The following is a 16,190-nucleotide window of genomic DNA, read 5'->3' on the forward strand; positions in this document are numbered from 1 at the left end:
GAATTTTATTATCTAGATATGTTTAACCGTAATAATATTCACAGGACAGGCTTTTGAAGCATTTTGACTTGGTTCTAAAATCTCATAATCTTTAGATTTTAGTGTGTAAAATCCTTTCTTCTCTTCTGCATGTAGCAACACAGATTTCCCATCTTTTTTAGACATTTGAAATTGCTGTGGTGCCAACTCCACACAGTAATTACAACCAATACACTTATTACGCTGTAAGGTAACAACAACCATTAGGCTTCAACTTTATTTTCCACAATTTTGTACAATTTGTCTGATGGTCTTACCCTAAAATCTAATGGAATGGTTATAGCATCTCCTTTAGTGCCTTTTTCTTGTGGCTTGTCATTGACCAGCATTTCTTTCAATTCAAATTCTTTAGCTCCAGTTGTAGGTCCTGTAATTAAAATTGTATCACCAAGCGACACATCATAAGCCTCAATCTTAAACTCTCCGATTTTAGCCTTTGGAAAATAATGTACTCCTTTACCTATATAAACTTTCTTTTGGGTAGCGTGACTGCCTGAGCCTTTGCTCCATTCACCTAACTTCTGCCCTAAGTAATAGCCACTCCAAAAACCTCTGTTGTATACTTTTTCTAACTCTTGCATCCATGAGATAACTTGTTCTTTAGAGTATGTGTCGTTTTCTAAACTGTCTATAGCCTCTCTATAGCATTTAATTACTTTAGCTACATATTCTGGTGCTCTGCCTCTTCCTTCAATTTTTAAAACCTTAATTCCTGCATCTGCTACCTGATCTAAAAAATCTATGGTGCATAAATCTTTTGGTGACATTATATACTCATTGTCCAACTCCATTTCTATACCTGTTTCCTGATCTACAACCGTGTACTTTTTTCTACAGTTTTGCTTGCACGCACCTCTATTTGCAGAAGAATTATACGCATGCAAACTCATATAACATTTACCAGAAACTGCCATACAAAGTGCTCCGTGACCAAAAATTTCGATCTCTACCAATCTACCCGAAGGCCCTTTAATTTGTTCTTTCTCTATTTGCTCAGTAATGTGTTTTACTTGACGTAAACTCAACTCTCTACTTAAAACCATGGTGTCGGCAAACATAGCATAGAACTTTACGGTCTCAAGATTAGTTATGTTTATTTGAGTTGAGATGTGTACTTCCATATCAAACTCTCTGGCTATAGCAATAACCGCCTGATCCATAGCTATAACTGCCGTAATACCTGCTTCCTTCGCTCGTTTTACCAACGTTTTTACGATAGACAAATCATGATCGTAAATAATAGTATTTAGCGTTAAATAGGTTCTTACATTTTTTGCTTTACATCGACGAGTAATTTCTTCCAAATCATCTAAGGTGAAATTTATTGAAGCTCTGGCACGCATATTTAGCTGCTCTACTCCAAAATACACAGAATCGGCACCATTGTCTAAGGCTGCCTGAAGGGATTCAAAATTTCCTGCAGGTGCCATAAGTTCTATCTTTTGCATCTCGTTGAACTTTGTTTTTTTAGTTAAATTCTATTTCGTAATTGAGTTTATTGGACAGTGATTTGAGCTCAGACTTAGTTTTAAAAACATTAGATAATAATAATTTGCTCCAACCAATTTTTTTAGAAAAATCATTAAAAGATTCTTCTCTCCAATTAAAACCTTCTTTCCAAAATTTATTTGGTGAGACATAGCAAAATGTATAATCGAAAACAAAACTAGAATCATTCCCTCCTTTTAATATAGATAAACTCTCTGGCGCCATTAAGGTAATATGATGCCTAGAACACTCTTGCCTAACCTTTTTAATGAGGCTTAAATAATCATCTTCTAACGAAGAGACATCAAAATCATTATACTCTGTGTTTCCTATCTTTTGAATTGGTCTTAATTGAAGGATATCAAAACTTTCACCATTAAAATGTTTAAAGAAATCTTTGAGTTCATAAAAGTTGTCTTTGTTGAACGTGTAGTTTATTCTTACTTTAAAATCGTAGTTTTTTTTAAGTTCTACAAAGGCATTTAAGGCATTTTGAAACTTCTCGTAACTGGCTTTTTTCATGAAGCTTTCATAACTCTCTTTGGTTACTCCATGAAGCGAAATAGTGAACTCATTAAGGCCTGCTTTTAAAAGTGGCTCAATGGTTTCCTTGGTGAGTAAATTTGCATTTGTGGTTATAGAAATATAAGGCACTTTGTTTTGTTTGCCCAATTCTACAATTCTCACCAGATTTTTATACAATGTTGGCTCAGTACCACAACCTATTTGCAATTTTAACGCACGATTAAAAATCGTTTTTGCAACACGTTCTAAATCGTCTTCTTTAAACTGTCCTTTTAGTGTTTTTACATAATCTGCATCGGTAAAATAACACATTTTACAACGCAGGTTACAAGCTAATACAGGATCTAAATTCACCGCTAAATAGCGTTTGTTGAATTTATGTAGCAAATAAAGCCCTAGAAACTTAATTCTATGGCTTTTAATTTTTCTATTGATTTGTAATAGCTTGTAAATATTCATTTATTGGGTTTTATTACCTTGGGTTTCAAAAATGTTACGCAAGTCTTTTTTGTAAGGGAGGTGGTCTGCTCTTCCCTTTTTAAAGATGTCGTTACTGTTTCCTTGCCCTTTGCGCAACTCTTTTTGTTCTTCGTAAGGTAATTTTATGATGTCTTGACAGTGCGTAGAACAGCAATTTTCCATTTTTTCTTTACACTCATCACATTGAATAAATAACAAATGACATGCTTCGTTTGCACAATTAGTATGTGTATCTGCTGGTTTACCACATTGATGGCAACTCGCAATAACATCATCACTAATACGCTCTGATCGTCTTTGATCAAAGACAAAGTTCTTTCCTATAAACTTGTTTTCTAGACCTTCATTTTCAACCTGTCTGGTGTAATTTATGATGCCTCCTTCGAGCTGAAAAACGTTTTTAAATCCTTTGTGTTTGTAATAAGCACTGGCTTTTTCGCAACGAATACCACCCGTACAATACATCACCAGTTTTTTATCCTCTTTATGTTCTCTTAAATCTTCTTCAATTAAATCTAAAGATTCTCTAAAGGTGTCAACATCTGGAGTAATGGCATTTTTAAAATGGCCAATCTCACTTTCGTAATGATTTCGCATATCTACCAAAACTGTGTCTGGATCTTCAATAAGCGCATTAAACTGTTCGGCATCAACATGAACACCTTTATTAGTTACATCAAAGGTATTGTCGTTAAGACCATCTGCAACAATTTTATGACGCACTTTTACTTTTAATTTTAAAAAGGCAAAATTGTCATGCTCTATGGCAATGTTTAATCTTACATTTTCTAAAAACGTAATAGTGTCTAAATGATTTTTGAAGGCTTCAAAATTTTCTGCCGGAACGGATAGTTGGGCATTAATACCTTCTTGGGCTACATAAATTCTACCCAAAACATCTAAGGCATCCCATGCCAAAAACATGTGATTTCTAAATATCTGAGTATTGCCAATTTTGGCGTACTTATAGAAAGAGATCGTTAAGCGCTCTTTTCCCGCTTTTTCGATAAGTTCTGCTCTTTCTTTAGCACTTAAGTTATTGTACAGTTGCATGCTATACTAATTTTTAAGGTTAAAGAATTAAAGTACATCGTCGCTAAAGCTTAGATGTATAAAGATGCAAAGGTATTATTTTTAGCTAAGTAGCATTAAAAAAGCACCTTGAATTTATCAAAGTGCTTTACTAACTAAAATTATTATGAAAAAATATTTTGCTTTAGAACTAGGCTGCTGACCCTATCAACAGCCTTGCTTCTAAATACCTTAAGATTCAATTGTGAACCGTTAGAGAAATTTTCGGCCAAACTCTAACTTTTCAATAAGATAATCATAGCAATTTTTTCCATTTTCATTAAGTAGATGCAAAAAGTATAAAATGGTTGCGTCGTAAAATTGAAAAAATTAAAATAAGTGGTATTTTTGATATCAATTTAATTTAGAACATAGAAAGAAATGAGTAGTGAAAAAGATGCAAAGTTAAAAGCGTTAAAATTAACTTTAGACAAGTTAGATAAAGCCTACGGAAAAGGAACCGTAATGAAAATGAGCGATCAGGCCATAGTAGATGTAGATGCAATTTCATCTGGTTCTTTAGGGTTAGACATTGCTTTAGGAGTTGGTGGTTACCCAAGAGGAAGGGTAATTGAAATATATGGTCCTGAATCTTCAGGTAAAACAACATTAACGCTACATGCTATTGCCGAAGCTCAGAAAGCTGGTGGTATTGCTGCATTTATTGATGCTGAACATGCTTTTGACCGTTTTTATGCAGAAAAACTTGGTGTTGATTTAGAAAATCTAATCATCTCTCAACCAGATAATGGTGAGCAAGCCTTAGAAATTGCAGATAATTTGGTTAGATCTGGAGCTATTGACATCGTTGTAGTTGATTCTGTTGCAGCTTTAACACCAAAGAGTGAAATTGAAGGAGAAATGGGAGACTCTAAAATGGGCTTGCATGCACGTTTAATGTCTCAGGCTTTGAGAAAACTTACCGCTTCAATCAGCAAAACCAATTGCACCATGATATTCATTAACCAATTACGTGAAAAAATTGGTGTAATGTTTGGAAATCCAGAAACCACTACTGGTGGTAATGCTTTAAAATTCTATGCATCTGTTCGTTTAGACATAAGACGTTCAACTCAAATTAAAGACAGTAATGGAGATGTAATGGGTAATAAGACCAGAGTTAAGGTTGTAAAAAACAAAGTTGCACCACCTTTTAGAACTGCCGAATTTGATATTATGTATGGTGAAGGAGTTTCTAAGGTAGGAGAAGTTTTAGACTTAGCCGTTGAGCACGATATTGTAAAAAAGAGTGGTTCTTGGTTTAGCTACGAAGACACAAAACTTGGTCAGGGACGAGATGCTGTTAAATCTTTAATTAAAGATAATCCTGATTTAATGGACGAATTAGAAGAAAAAGTTCGAGCCATAATCAATGATAATCAATAAATTATAAAAAAATCCTGCTAAAAACAGGATTTTTTTGTTTTTAGACGCAACCCTTTTGAACTTTCTGCATCTATAGAGTGGAATTAATTATTATGAAGTGATGAAAAAGTATGTTTTTTTACTTCTTACGTTTGTGGGATTATTAGTATCGTGCAGTGTAGAGAATCGAGACCCTTTGATGCATACAGAATTTATGCCTATTACGAGTGTTGAGGTACCAGAATATTTTGTTCAAGGTCAAACTTATGAGATTAATATGTCTTATATTAAGCCTAGCTCTTGCTATGTTTTTAACAATATCATATTTGATATTGAAGGCCATGAAAGAACTGTAGCTGTTCTTAACACGGTTTACGAAGACTCAAACTGTATTCCTGAAGGAGACTCAACTACCGTTAGTTTTGATTTAACAGTTTCTGGAAACGAAGTATATCTGTTCAAATTTTACCAAGGCTCACCAAATGGTGTAGACCAATATCATTTAGTAGAAGTTCCTGTTGTTGATAGTAGAGAGTACAATTCTCAAGCGGTAGAAAACAAATAATTATTAATTAATTCCAATAATAATGTGAGTTTAGAACAACTCATAAAAAAATGTATAAATCAAGATGCTAAAGCTCAGAGCCAATTATACAAGCAATATGCAAGTAAATTATTTTCGCTTTGTCTTAAGTACTCTAAAAACTATGCCGAGGCAGAAGATAATCTGCACGACGCATTTATAACTGTATTTAGTAAAATAGATCAGTATAAAAATAAAGGTTCTTTTGAAGGTTGGTTAAAACGTATAGCAATTAATACATCATTGCAACGCTACAGAGAAAATGTTGGAGTGTTTGATATTGTTAACGAAGGTAATATTGAAGATGTTACAGTAGATATTAATGATGAAGATCTAAATATAGATTTTTTACTAAAAATCATACAAGAGCTACCAGACAGATATCGATTAGTATTCAATCTATATGTTTTGGATGGATATTCTCACGTAGAAATAAGTGAATTGATTAATATTTCTGCAGGAACCTCAAAATCTAATCTAGCAAGAGCTAGAATGATTTTGAAAGAAAAAATAGAAGATTACAAAGCGAGTTTAAATTCGCAATCGTTATAAAATGAACGAAGAAAAAAATATAGACAGACTTTTTCAGGAGAAGTTTAAAGACTTTGAAATAGCTCCTAATGATGCTGTGTGGGATCGTATTAGCGAGAGTCTTCCTAAGAAAAAGAAAAAACGCAGAGTTATTGCTTTGTGGTGGCAGATTGGTGGTGTCGCTGCGGTAATTGCTTTGCTTTTAACTGTTGGTTTGTCTTTATTTGATTCAACTGATGACAATGAGGTGGTACCTACAATTGTAGATACCGAAAAAACAGACGATAGTTCTAAAAAAGACACCGAGTTAAATAATTCTAAGGACAGTAATAATGTCCTAGATAATTCTTCAGATTTAAATGTTGCTGATTCTAACGAAACAGAAACATCTAACCTTAATGAGGATAACAAATCTGCTACAGAACAAAGCGACAAAAGAGAATTAACCTCTTCTAAAGCCAACAAGTCGAATGCTATAGCTAACACGACAAGTAAAGAAAATAAAGTGACTTCTGATTCTCACAAAAGTTTAACGGAATTAAAAAACGAAGACAACAATGGTGCAGTGGCTTTGAGCAATAAAAATTCTGAAAACAAATTAGAAGATGATATCATTAATGATTCTGAAATGAAATCTGTTATAAAGAATGCTGTTGACAATAAAAACTCAGCAGTAACAGATAACACATCATCTAATGATACCAAAGAAGATTCAAATACTGATAGCAATAAAGTATTAGAAAAAGACACTTCGCTGTTAAAAGAAGATACCGAAAAGGAATCTATTTTAGATGCTATTGCAGACAATAACAGCAACAACGAAAATATTGATGAAAAAGAAAAAGAAGATGAACAAAACAGGTGGAGCATTGCACCAAATGTTGCGCCTGTTTATTACAGTTCTCTTGGTCAAGGTTCATCAATAGACCAACAATTTAACAACAACTCTAAGAGTGGTAATATTAATATGAGTTATGGTATTACAGGTTCTTATACCATCTCCAACAAATTAAAAGTTAGAGCAGGTATTAATAGAGTTAACCTTAGCCAAAGCACCTCTAATGTTTTTGCATTAAGTGGTAGCGAATTTGCCTCTAGAAATGCAAATACTGAAGTATCCTCAATGGGCAATATCAGTCCAAGAGATGGATTTGAAAACATCTCATTGATGAGTACAAACATGTTTGATAGAAGTACCACTCCAGAAATTTTCAACTCAAGGTCTTCTGGTAACATCGATCAACGTTTTGGGTTTATTGAGGTTCCTCTAGAATTGGAGTATCGTTTACTAGATAAAAAATTCGGAGTAAATGTTATTGGTGGATTCAGCACCTTCTTTTTAAATCAAAATGAGGTCTATGCAGATATCGACGGTACATCAACATTAATAGGCGAAGCAAACAACATGAACTCAACAAGTTTTAGTGCCAACTTTGGTTTAGGACTTGATTATAGTTTGTCAAAACAATGGAATTTTAATCTTGAACCACAGTTCAAGTATCAAATAAACACATTTAGTAACACATCTGGTAATTATAGACCATTCTTTATTGGTTTGTATACAGGATTAAGTTACAAGTTTTAGGTTTAAGTTAGTTAGGTTAGGTTATTGCAAACAAACATAAAGCAATGATGAATGCAATGATGACAAAAGCTACTCTTGGTTAGGGTGGCTTTTATTTTTTATTTCCCTTTTGGTAAATTCTTATTGAGCTCAGTTAAGATAATTGCTCTTGCTTTTTGGTTTAAAGCCTTAGTATCACCAACCTTTAAATTTTCAGTTTGAAGAAACTTATGAATCTTAGCACGCATTTTTCCTGGTCCACCACTAAAAAACGTATAGGAAAATCGTTTTTTGTTATCATAAAACGTTAATGGCACAACAGGAATCTGATGATTTATAGCCAAACGGAATGCTCCATCTTTAAATTCGTCTAACACAATATGTTCTTCTGGCACACCTCCTTCAGGAAAAATACAGATACTCAACCCTTGCTTTAATCTTCTTTGAGCTCTTAAAAAAACGGCTTGTCTACTCTTTGCACTACTTCTATCCACTAAAATACATGTGCGTTTATAGAAAAATCCGAACAAAGGGATATTCGCCAATTCTTTTTTCCCAACAAATACAAAAGGATTTTTTACGGCTGCCAACATTAACATAATATCTGTCATAGATGTATGGTTAGCAACAAACATGTAGCTTTTCTTAGGATTGGGAACTTCTTCTTTTATAATCCTATAATTAAAACCCATTCCAACAAGAATAAACTTAGCCCAAAACCTTGCTAGCTTAAAAAAGAATGGATACCATTTTTCTCTAGAAATAGATATCAAAAGAACAGGAAACAAGACAATAATTGGCAAAGCCACTAAAATGTAGAACCAAATGCGGTACAAAACCCAAAAAGGATACTTTACTATTGCCATGGCACCAAAACTAAGTATTTAATTCAAATCGCTTCTCATAGTGTTGCTAAAAATTTATCTTTGCTTTCTGATTAAAAATTAAGTTTAATAATAAAGAGATTCCTGCTTTCGCAGGAAGTGAGCATGGCAAGAATATTAACAGGCATACAAAGTACAGGAACACCTCATTTAGGAAATATCTTAGGTGCAATTTTACCAGCAATAGAATTATCTGAGCAAAGCGATAATGAGTCTTATCTATTCATCGCAAATCTGCATACCTTAACTCAGATTAAAAATGCTGAAGAATTAAGACACAATACCTATTCTGTTGCTGCAACATGGTTGGCATTAGGACTAGACACAAAAAAAACAGTGTTTTACAGACAAAGCGATATTCCGCAAGTAACTGAATTAGCTTGGTATCTCAATTGCTTTTTTCCTTATAAACGTATGAAACTAGCGCATGGTTTTAAGGACAAGGCAGATCGTTTAGACGATGTTAACTCTGGTCTGTTTATGTATCCGATGCTTATGGCTGCAGATATTTTGTTGTATGATGCTGAGATTATTCCTGTTGGAAAAGACCAAGTTCAACATATAGAATTTACAAGAGATGTTGCTTCTCGTTTTCATGCCAAAATGGGAGAAGTCTTTGTACTTCCTGAAGAGCGCTTGCAAGAAAACACCATGCTTATTCCTGGTACAGATGGCGAGAAAATGAGCAAAAGTAGAGACAACTTTATCAATATCTTTTTACCAGAAAAACAACTTCGTAAAAAGATTATGACTATTGAAACTGATAGTACTCCTCTTGAAGAACCTAAAGACTGGAAAACTTGTAATTGTTTTGCAATCTACAGCTTGTTAGCTTCTGAAAGTCAAATAGCAGAAATGAAAGCCAATTACGAAGGTGGAAACTATGGTTATGGTCATGCCAAACAAGCACTTTATGAACTTATTCTAGAGCGTTTTGCTGAGCCAAGAGAACGTTATAATTATTACATGAATAACCTTGATGAATTAGATGCCATTTTAGCTAAAGGTGCTAAAAAGGCAAAAGTTGTTGCTGATGATGTATTGAAGCGTGTAAGAGAAAAGGTTGGGTACTAAATAATTTCGAACTGCTTTCCTGGCAAAGGACGTATCACACCTTTTAATTCCATATTGAGTAATATTCCTGCTAATTTATAAGTAGGAATGTTACACTCTAAAGCAATAACATCGAGGATCTCTTTACCGTTTTCTTTTAGATAGTTATATATTACTTTTTCGTCCTCACCTAACTCTACAAAAAGTTGTTTTTGTACAGGAGGTTTTTTCTCATCTTCTAATTGCCAATTTAATATATAAGGAACGTCCAGAGGATTAGATAATAAATGGGCTTTCTGAAATTTTATGAGATTATTACAACCCACACTTTGGCTATCTGTTGTTCTGCCAGGTACAGCAAAAACTTCTCTGTCGTAAGAGTTAGCTATATCTGCTGTAACCAAGCTTCCTCCTTTTTCGGCTGATTCAATAACGATAGTTGCTTCACTAAGACCAGCTATAATGCGATTTCGTTTTAGAAAGTTGTTTCTATCAAAAACATCGGTACTCCAAAAATCGGTGTAAAATCCACCATGGTTTTCTACTTCAGCCACATACTTTTTATGCACTTTAGGATAGATTTGATTTAAGCCATGCGCCAAACAACCAATGGTTTGCAAGTTGTGTTTTATCGCTGCTTTTTGAGCTGTAATATCCGTTCCGTAAGCAAACCCAGAGACAATTATAGGGTTATAAGGCGCTAAAGTTTCCACCAGTTTTTCGCAAAAAGCTATACCGTTTGTTGTTATTTTTCGAGCTCCAACAATGCTGATTATTGGCTTGTTATTTAAATTAATATTTCCCGATTGAAACAATACTATTGGTCCATCAATACAATGTTTTAGTTTTTCAGGATAGGTGTCTTCTGTAAAATAATAGGCTTTGATGTTATTATCTTTAATGAATCGTAATTCATTTTCTGCTTCTTCAAGGTGAATAGTGTCAAAAAGCCCATTTATGGTTATTGTACCAATACCATCAATCTTAAGAAGATTCGTTTTTTTCTCATTTAAAACGGCTTCTGCAGAACCACAATGATTAATTAATTTTTTAGCCGTTGTTGCCCCAATTTTTGGTACGTGTTGAAGCGCTAAAGCATAAATTAAATCTTGTTCTGTCATTTAAAATATTGATTTTCAAATCTACAAGTAACTAAATTTTTCTGATGTTAATAACTAAACTTGCTTAAACTTTTTTCACTTTTAAAAATTTTTAACTTTGTTTCTGTATGCAACTAGAAACTTACATTAGCGACCTTTTATATAGATACGATTGTATTACAGTACCTCAATTAGGTGCTTTTTTAACCAATCGTGTTTCGGCAAGAGTACACGACTCTACACACACGTTTTATCCGCCAAAAAAAGTATTGTCTTTTAATGAGCAATTACAACATAATGATGGATTATTGGCAAATTATATTGCTGAAGTAGAAAAAGTACCTTACGCTACTGCTAACGATAAGATTTCTAAACAAGTAAAAGCTATAAAGTCTTACCTTATTGAAGGTGAAACGATTCAGTTTGAAAACATTGGTGAGCTTGTTTTAAATACAGAAGGGAAAATTGTTTTTAACCCTTCTAGCCACATCAATTACTTAACAGATTCTTTTGGTTTATCGCACTTTACGTCAGCAGACATAAAACGCGAGGTTTACAAAAAAGAAGTTGAAACTATTGAAGAGGCTGCTCCTATTGCCTTAACACCTGAAAAGCGTTCTAACAACAATTGGTTAAAGTATGCTGCGGCTGCTGTAATCGTTTTAGGACTAAGTGGATTTGGAGCATTTAAGTACTACAATAACACCGTTGAAAATCACAACCAATTAGCACAAGAAGAGGCTAATGCACAACTTGATGCAAAAGTACAAGAAGCAACTTTTATCATCAGTAATCCATTGCCTGCCGCTACTTTATCTATTGAAAAGCAAACTGGCAATTACCATATTGTAGCAGGTGCTTTTAGAGTTGAAGCTAATTCTGATAAAAAGGTAAACCAGCTTAGAGAAATGGGTTATAAAGCCCGAAAAATTGGTGAAAATCGTTACGGATTGCACGAAGTGGTTTATGCAAGTTTTGAGACTAGACTCGAAGCACAAAAAGCACTTTACAAAATCCGAAATGAACACAATAAAGACGCTTGGTTACTAATTAAGAAATTAGATTAACCTTTTCTTATCCTTTTATTTACTCAAATCAACATATCTTTGCACAAATTTTAAAAATTTATGCAACCAAGAACCGCATTTCAGTCTAAAACCGTTGTTACAGACCTTGTTTTACCTAGTGAAACCAACCCACTAAATAATCTTTTTGGTGGCGAATTGTTAGCTCGAATGGATAGGGCTGCTAGTATTTCAGCAAGAAGACATTCAAGAAGAGTTGCCGTTACCGCCTCAGTGAATCATGTTGCTTTTAATAGATCCATTCCCTTAGGAAGTGTGGTAACTGTAGAAGCTAAAGTGTCTCGTGCTTTTACGACATCTATGGAGGTGTATTTGGATGTTTGGATTGAAGATAGAGAAACTGGAGAAAGTATTAAAGCCAATGAAGCTATATACACTTTTGTTGCCGTTGATGAGACTGGAAGACCTGTAAGAATTCCTGAATTAGTCCCAGAAACCGAGCTGGAAAAAGAACGTTATGATGCTGCCTTACGACGCAAGCAATTAAGCCTTGTTTTGGCTGGCAAAATGAAGCCTGCGGATGCTACAGAATTGAAAGCACTTTTTGAGTAACTGATTTGCTAATCAGGTAGTAGTCTATTAAACCATATCTAAAATCATTAGTCTTATCATTAACCAAATACATTAATGATGAGATTTTTAGTTTATACCTTATTTTTTGTTTTTACTCTTAGTTTAAGCTCTTGTGCAAGACATGTAGTCGTAACACAACCAGCATCTATAACTATAGTTAAGAAACTACCAAGACAATATAAAGTTGTAAGGGTAAAAGGAAAACGTTATTACTTCTTTAATGGTAAACATTATAGAAAAACAAGAAACGGATATGTTGTTGTGAAAGTTTAATTCTTAGCTAACCAATACTCTGGATTAAGTTTTTGGTCGTTCTTAAACAGCCTAAAATCTAAAAGGCTTTCTCCACTAATTTTACTGGTAAATACCTTGCCAATGACTTGTCCTGTAGATATTTTATCACCTGGTTTTACATAAACTTTAGAAAGGTTATAGTAAATAGTAACATAATTACCGTGACGAACCATAATGCCTGGGTTACCATTTTTTACCACAATAATTCTTGAAACCTCTCCATTAAATACAGCCTTAACATCTGCATCTGTTGTTGTTGCTATTTTAATACCCGAATTGTTAACCTCAACTGTATTATCAGTTAAAGATCTTGTTTTACCAAACTTACCTTTTATAATTCCTCGCTCAACAGGCCAACCCAACCTGCCTTTGTTGGCTTCAAAATTAGATGCTAGTTTCTTAGCTTCAGGTGTTAAAACAAACTTCCCTGTTGAAGTTTTCTTTCCTGCTTTTTCATTAGAGGCGGCAATCGCTTCTCTAATTAATCGATTTATTTCTTTATCTAATCGGTCTGCCTCCTGTTGTTTTTGTTTAATCTGAGAGGCAAACTTTGTCATATCTGCCTTTATGGTAGCCATTAACTTTTCGCGCTCTTCTAATTCCTTTTCAAGTTCTCGTTTAGCAATTCTATTCTCCTTAATTAACTTGTCTTTATCTGCTTTTTGCTTAGATAGCTCTATGTTTAGATTTTGTAATTCTTTTGTTTTTTTCTTTATCAATTCACCTTGCTCCTTTTGGTAATTGGCATATTGTCTAATGTATTGCAGACGCTTGTAGGCTTGCTTAAAATTGTTTGAAGACAATAAAAACATCACTTTACTTTGCTCTGATTTACTCTTGTACGACTTTACAATCATTGCAGCATAATCATCTTTTAACTCTTGTAACTGCGCTCTAAGGCTAGTTATTTCTTGCTGATTTACATTAATCTCTCTGGTGAGTAAATTGGCTTGCTCGTTAGTAATTCTGATGAGGTTTTGTCTACGCTGAACTTTATAGTTTAAGTCCTCAATAAGTGTAATTTCAGATTTTTCTTCTTTCTTTTTACCTAAAAGAAACGCTTGAAACTGTTTTATTTCTTTTAGTATTTGTTGGCGCTGCTCTTCTAGTTTTTTTTGCTTATCACTTTGGGCAACTAAAGTCATTGAGGACAGTAAACATCCTAAAAAGAAAATTATGTAAAATCGTTTATTCATTTAATTTACTTAATAACTATTTCTTTATATCCAGCTGGTATTCTGAATGGAAACCTAACATCTTCGTTTAGTGTTAGCGACTTAAATTCCATTGTTATGGCAACTTCATCTGAGTCTTCAACAGCAATGATTCTAATATCTTTTGGTAAAATCTGCTTTTTAACCTCTTGGTACGATTTATAATCCACCTGAAGAATGCGCTTTTTTAACTGCTGAAATAATTGCAGACTATCCATTTTAAAGTGCGACGGATTAATTAAATAAAACAACTCAAATAGTGCACTTTGGTCTTTAGGTTGAAGCGCATAAGAGTTTTCATTTACCGAAACCGTATGAGGTTCATCCTTTAAATCAAAAATAGCTTGTCCCAACAATATATTTTGCACTTTCATAAAATCTAAATCCACACCTACAAAATCACTTAGCAGTTTATAGTCTCCATCAAAGTATTCGTTATCGAGCTTGTTATAAAAACGTACTTTTTCTGGTGTTATCATCATACGTGCTAAGCCCAGTTTTGCACTTAACCATATCACTTTATCTTTTTCTATTCTAAGATTAAAAGTTGAACCCTGCTCTTTTTGGTTTTGAGTAATATCGATTTTAACCTTCCCTTGAAGAGTTTTAAAATTAGCATCGTTCTTTTGATGTTGTTTTATCACTTGCTTCGCTGATAGTTTATCGCTCGCTTTACCTGCGGCAACAATGCTTTGGGTAGATTTGCAGCTTGTCGCAAAAAGTAGTATTGCAAGGGCAAATACGATTCTAAATATTTGTTGTTTTATATGAATTTGTCTGTTCATTCTGTAAATAGATTCCTGCCTGCGTAGGAATTTTATTGTTGTGCTTTTAAGTCTTTTGCTTTTTTAGCAAACGCTTCAGACTTACTAATATTATTTATGCCTTTGTAAGCTTTACTTAATTCTGAATAAAAATCGGATTCCATTTTTGGATTTTCAATTAAAAAATCCAATCCCATTTCTAAATTATCTATTGCTTTCTTAAAATTACCTTGATTATTGTTAGCTACACCATTGACTAAATACAATAAAGGCTGTGCAGGATACAATTCTAAAGCGGCTTCGCTACCCTCAATTACTGCATTATAATCTTGAAGATCTATTTGCAACAGCAACACATCTTTTATGAGCTTAAAATCATTTGGGTCTTGCTTAAGAGCTTCCTTAAAGTTAGCCAATGCCTTTTCCTTATCTCCTGATTTTAAGTAGTATTGACCCAAATCGCTATAGGTTTTAGCATCCTTATTATCATCTATCAATGCTGTAATATCTACCAAATCTCCTTCGTATTCTGGATTTTCACTAACATAGCCTACAAAATCTTTCAGAACCTTTGCTTTGGCATCTGCATTAATCTCTGGACTAGTTAAAGCTATTTTTACAGAGTTTATAGCATCTTCTACTTTGCCATCTTGCAAATAGAATTTATACAATGCCAAATGCACAAATTTTGAGTCTGGTTTAACCTTCAACAAATTCTGTGCTGCTTTATATGCCTTTTTTCTGTCTCCTGTTTGGCTGTATCTGTAAATGAGTTTAAGGTGGTTTTCTTCGTTGTTTGGGTTATTGGCTACACGTTGTTCCAGATTTTCAATTCGGTCGTCTGCGTTGCCTGTAATGTTGTAAATTTCATTACGCATAGCATCTCTAGCTTCGCTAACACCTAGTTCTTCATCTAATTCGTCCAAAAGGTTGAGTGCTTGCTTATAGCGCTTTTCTCTAATATATAAACTTGCTAAATCCTCTTTGTAATCTGGATGATATTTCACCAACTGTTTTATGGTCTTAATGGCATTATCTATATCATCTTGCTGAAAATACACATCGTACAACTCGTCTAAAAACCACTCGTTGTCTGGTTGCATACTTATGGCTTTTTTAAGATTGTCCTCAGCAGCACCAAAGTTTTTGAGTTTGTTGTAGTTTTTACCGAGCTCAAAATAAATGACTGGTTTTTTTGAATCTAGATTTAAGCATCTGTGAAGGGCTTCAACAGCTCTTTCGTAGTTTTCGATGCCTTTTTGCTTTAAGGCTTCAAAAAAGTGTTCTTGAAATTCGTCTTCAACATTGCCTAAGTCATCATCTGGTCGTTTATTGAAATCGACTTGGGCCATAGCAAAGCTTGGTACTAAGAATAGTACGAGTAGAAGTTTTGTTATGTGTTGTTTTAATTTCATTTTTAGATTCTTCGCTAATGCTCTGAATGACATATTATTTTCAAAAGTTGTTCCAAACTTGTGTTTGACTATGATTTTCCACTGTAACCGAAAGATAGTAAACTGCAATTAATTCTGATTAGGAATTCAGCCGCAATGAGCTACACACTTTGTTAACTGCTG

17 protein-coding genes are annotated in these 16,190 nt (G+C 33.8%); 8 read left to right on the forward strand and 9 right to left on the reverse strand.

Annotation, left to right across the window (positions count from 1 at the left end; all coding sequences use genetic code 11):
- Positions 1 to 12 precede the first annotated feature (12 nt).
- Genes MST30_RS05260 through trhO form a run of 4 tightly spaced genes read right to left on the reverse strand, consistent with a single transcriptional unit; the run spans position 13 to position 3,585 of the window.
- Positions 13 to 243 carry a ferredoxin gene (locus MST30_RS05260; protein ID WP_243473335.1) on the reverse strand — a complete coding sequence of 77 codons (231 nt, stop codon included), beginning with the start codon at positions 241 to 243 and terminating at the stop codon, positions 13 to 15.
- The gene (locus MST30_RS05265; RefSeq protein ID WP_243473336.1) at positions 243 to 1,487 is read right to left on the reverse strand and encodes a peptidase U32 family protein; all 1,245 of its coding nucleotides are present in this window, start codon (positions 1,485 to 1,487) and stop codon (positions 243 to 245) included. The genes MST30_RS05260 and MST30_RS05265 overlap by 1 nt, the downstream gene beginning before the upstream one ends.
- A gap of 19 nt (positions 1,488 to 1,506) precedes the next feature.
- Positions 1,507 to 2,511, reverse strand: coding sequence for a radical SAM protein (locus tag MST30_RS05270; protein WP_243473337.1), 1,005 nt, complete (start codon positions 2,509 to 2,511; stop codon positions 1,507 to 1,509).
- On the reverse strand, positions 2,512 to 3,585 hold the full coding sequence (gene trhO / locus MST30_RS05275) for an oxygen-dependent tRNA uridine(34) hydroxylase TrhO (protein ID WP_243473338.1): 1,074 nt from the start codon (positions 3,583 to 3,585) through the stop codon (positions 2,512 to 2,514). It lies immediately after the preceding gene.
- Between the two features lie 399 nt (positions 3,586 to 3,984).
- Between trhO and recA the strand changes: the two genes are divergently transcribed.
- From recA to MST30_RS05295, 4 genes are all read left to right on the forward strand, one after another.
- Positions 3,985 to 4,989, forward strand: coding sequence for a recombinase RecA (gene recA, locus MST30_RS05280; RefSeq protein WP_243473339.1), 1,005 nt, complete (start codon positions 3,985 to 3,987; stop codon positions 4,987 to 4,989).
- Positions 4,990 to 5,089: 100 nt separating this feature from the next.
- Positions 5,090 to 5,533, forward strand: coding sequence for a hypothetical protein (locus MST30_RS05285; RefSeq protein WP_243473340.1), 444 nt, complete (start codon positions 5,090 to 5,092; stop codon positions 5,531 to 5,533).
- A gap of 24 nt (positions 5,534 to 5,557) precedes the next feature.
- Positions 5,558 to 6,103, forward strand: a complete 546-nt coding sequence (locus MST30_RS05290; RefSeq protein ID WP_243473341.1) for an RNA polymerase sigma factor — start codon at positions 5,558 to 5,560, stop codon at positions 6,101 to 6,103.
- A gap of 1 nt (position 6,104) precedes the next feature.
- Positions 6,105 to 7,667 carry a hypothetical protein gene (locus MST30_RS05295; protein ID WP_243473342.1) on the forward strand — a complete coding sequence of 521 codons (1,563 nt, stop codon included), beginning with the start codon at positions 6,105 to 6,107 and terminating at the stop codon, positions 7,665 to 7,667.
- A 98-nt stretch (positions 7,668 to 7,765) separates the two neighbouring features.
- Here the strand turns inward: MST30_RS05295 and MST30_RS05300 are convergent, their stop codons facing one another.
- Positions 7,766 to 8,512 carry a lysophospholipid acyltransferase family protein gene (locus MST30_RS05300; RefSeq protein ID WP_243473343.1) on the reverse strand — a complete coding sequence of 249 codons (747 nt, stop codon included), beginning with the start codon at positions 8,510 to 8,512 and terminating at the stop codon, positions 7,766 to 7,768.
- A 123-nt stretch (positions 8,513 to 8,635) separates the two neighbouring features.
- On the opposite strand from MST30_RS05300, the gene trpS reads away from it, so the two are divergent.
- Entirely contained in the window at positions 8,636 to 9,604 is a 969-nt protein-coding gene (trpS, locus tag MST30_RS05305) for a tryptophan--tRNA ligase (protein WP_243473344.1), read from the forward strand.
- Here the strand turns inward: trpS and dprA are convergent.
- Positions 9,601 to 10,704 carry a DNA-processing protein DprA gene (dprA, locus tag MST30_RS05310; RefSeq protein WP_243473345.1) on the reverse strand — a complete coding sequence of 368 codons (1,104 nt, stop codon included), beginning with the start codon at positions 10,702 to 10,704 and terminating at the stop codon, positions 9,601 to 9,603. The genes trpS and dprA overlap by 4 nt on opposite strands.
- A gap of 107 nt (positions 10,705 to 10,811) precedes the next feature.
- Here dprA and MST30_RS05315 point away from each other — a divergent pair, with 107 nt between their 5' ends.
- From MST30_RS05315 to MST30_RS05325, 3 genes are all read left to right on the forward strand, one after another.
- Positions 10,812 to 11,750 (forward strand): HU domain-containing protein, encoded by a 939-nt coding sequence (locus MST30_RS05315; protein ID WP_243473346.1) that lies wholly within the window; start codon positions 10,812 to 10,814, stop codon positions 11,748 to 11,750.
- A gap of 60 nt (positions 11,751 to 11,810) precedes the next feature.
- Positions 11,811 to 12,320, forward strand: coding sequence for an acyl-CoA thioesterase (locus MST30_RS05320; RefSeq protein ID WP_243473347.1), 510 nt, complete (start codon positions 11,811 to 11,813; stop codon positions 12,318 to 12,320).
- A 75-nt stretch (positions 12,321 to 12,395) separates the two neighbouring features.
- Positions 12,396 to 12,614, forward strand: coding sequence for a DUF6515 family protein (locus MST30_RS05325; RefSeq protein WP_243473348.1), 219 nt, complete (start codon positions 12,396 to 12,398; stop codon positions 12,612 to 12,614).
- Here MST30_RS05325 and MST30_RS05330 read toward each other — a convergent pair.
- The 3 genes from MST30_RS05330 to MST30_RS05340 are packed head-to-tail and all read right to left on the reverse strand — an operon-like array spanning position 12,611 to position 16,028.
- Positions 12,611 to 13,831, reverse strand: coding sequence for a murein hydrolase activator EnvC family protein (locus MST30_RS05330; RefSeq protein WP_243473349.1), 1,221 nt, complete (start codon positions 13,829 to 13,831; stop codon positions 12,611 to 12,613). The two genes, MST30_RS05325 and MST30_RS05330, sit on opposite strands and share 4 nt — an antisense overlap.
- 5 nt (positions 13,832 to 13,836) lie before the next feature.
- A complete protein-coding gene (locus MST30_RS05335; RefSeq protein ID WP_243473350.1) occupies positions 13,837 to 14,634 on the reverse strand; it encodes a lipoprotein insertase outer membrane protein LolB1 in 798 nt (265 codons plus the stop codon).
- Positions 14,635 to 14,666: 32 nt separating this feature from the next.
- Positions 14,667 to 16,028, reverse strand: a complete 1,362-nt coding sequence (locus tag MST30_RS05340) for a tetratricopeptide repeat protein (protein ID WP_243473351.1) — start codon at positions 16,026 to 16,028, stop codon at positions 14,667 to 14,669.
- Positions 16,029 to 16,190: the final 162 nt, after the last annotated feature.

The sequence above is a fragment of the Winogradskyella sp. MH6 genome, from assembly GCF_022810765.1.
In the GTDB taxonomy this organism is placed as follows: domain Bacteria; phylum Bacteroidota; class Bacteroidia; order Flavobacteriales; family Flavobacteriaceae; genus Winogradskyella.

Coding starts and splice junctions, on each gene's coding strand:
- MST30_RS05260 (WP_243473335.1), bottom strand. CDS start 243: ATGGTTGTTGTTACCTTACAGCGTAATAAGTGTATTGGTTGTAATTAC.
- MST30_RS05265 (WP_243473336.1), bottom strand. CDS start 1,487: ATGCAAAAGATAGAACTTATGGCACCTGCAGGAAATTTTGAATCCCTT.
- MST30_RS05270 (WP_243473337.1), bottom strand. CDS start 2,511: ATGAATATTTACAAGCTATTACAAATCAATAGAAAAATTAAAAGCCAT.
- trhO (WP_243473338.1), bottom strand. CDS start 3,585: ATGCAACTGTACAATAACTTAAGTGCTAAAGAAAGAGCAGAACTTATC.
- recA (WP_243473339.1), top strand. CDS start 3,985: ATGAGTAGTGAAAAAGATGCAAAGTTAAAAGCGTTAAAATTAACTTTA.
- MST30_RS05285 (WP_243473340.1), top strand. CDS start 5,090: ATGAAAAAGTATGTTTTTTTACTTCTTACGTTTGTGGGATTATTAGTA.
- MST30_RS05295 (WP_243473342.1), top strand. CDS start 6,105: ATGAACGAAGAAAAAAATATAGACAGACTTTTTCAGGAGAAGTTTAAA.
- MST30_RS05300 (WP_243473343.1), bottom strand. CDS start 8,512: ATGGCAATAGTAAAGTATCCTTTTTGGGTTTTGTACCGCATTTGGTTC.
- trpS (WP_243473344.1), top strand. CDS start 8,636: ATGGCAAGAATATTAACAGGCATACAAAGTACAGGAACACCTCATTTA.
- dprA (WP_243473345.1), bottom strand. CDS start 10,704: ATGACAGAACAAGATTTAATTTATGCTTTAGCGCTTCAACACGTACCA.
- MST30_RS05315 (WP_243473346.1), top strand. CDS start 10,812: ATGCAACTAGAAACTTACATTAGCGACCTTTTATATAGATACGATTGT.
- MST30_RS05320 (WP_243473347.1), top strand. CDS start 11,811: ATGCAACCAAGAACCGCATTTCAGTCTAAAACCGTTGTTACAGACCTT.
- MST30_RS05325 (WP_243473348.1), top strand. CDS start 12,396: ATGATGAGATTTTTAGTTTATACCTTATTTTTTGTTTTTACTCTTAGT.
- MST30_RS05330 (WP_243473349.1), bottom strand. CDS start 13,831: ATGAATAAACGATTTTACATAATTTTCTTTTTAGGATGTTTACTGTCC.
- MST30_RS05335 (WP_243473350.1), bottom strand. CDS start 14,634: ATGAACAGACAAATTCATATAAAACAACAAATATTTAGAATCGTATTT.
- MST30_RS05340 (WP_243473351.1), bottom strand. CDS start 16,028: ATGAAATTAAAACAACACATAACAAAACTTCTACTCGTACTATTCTTA.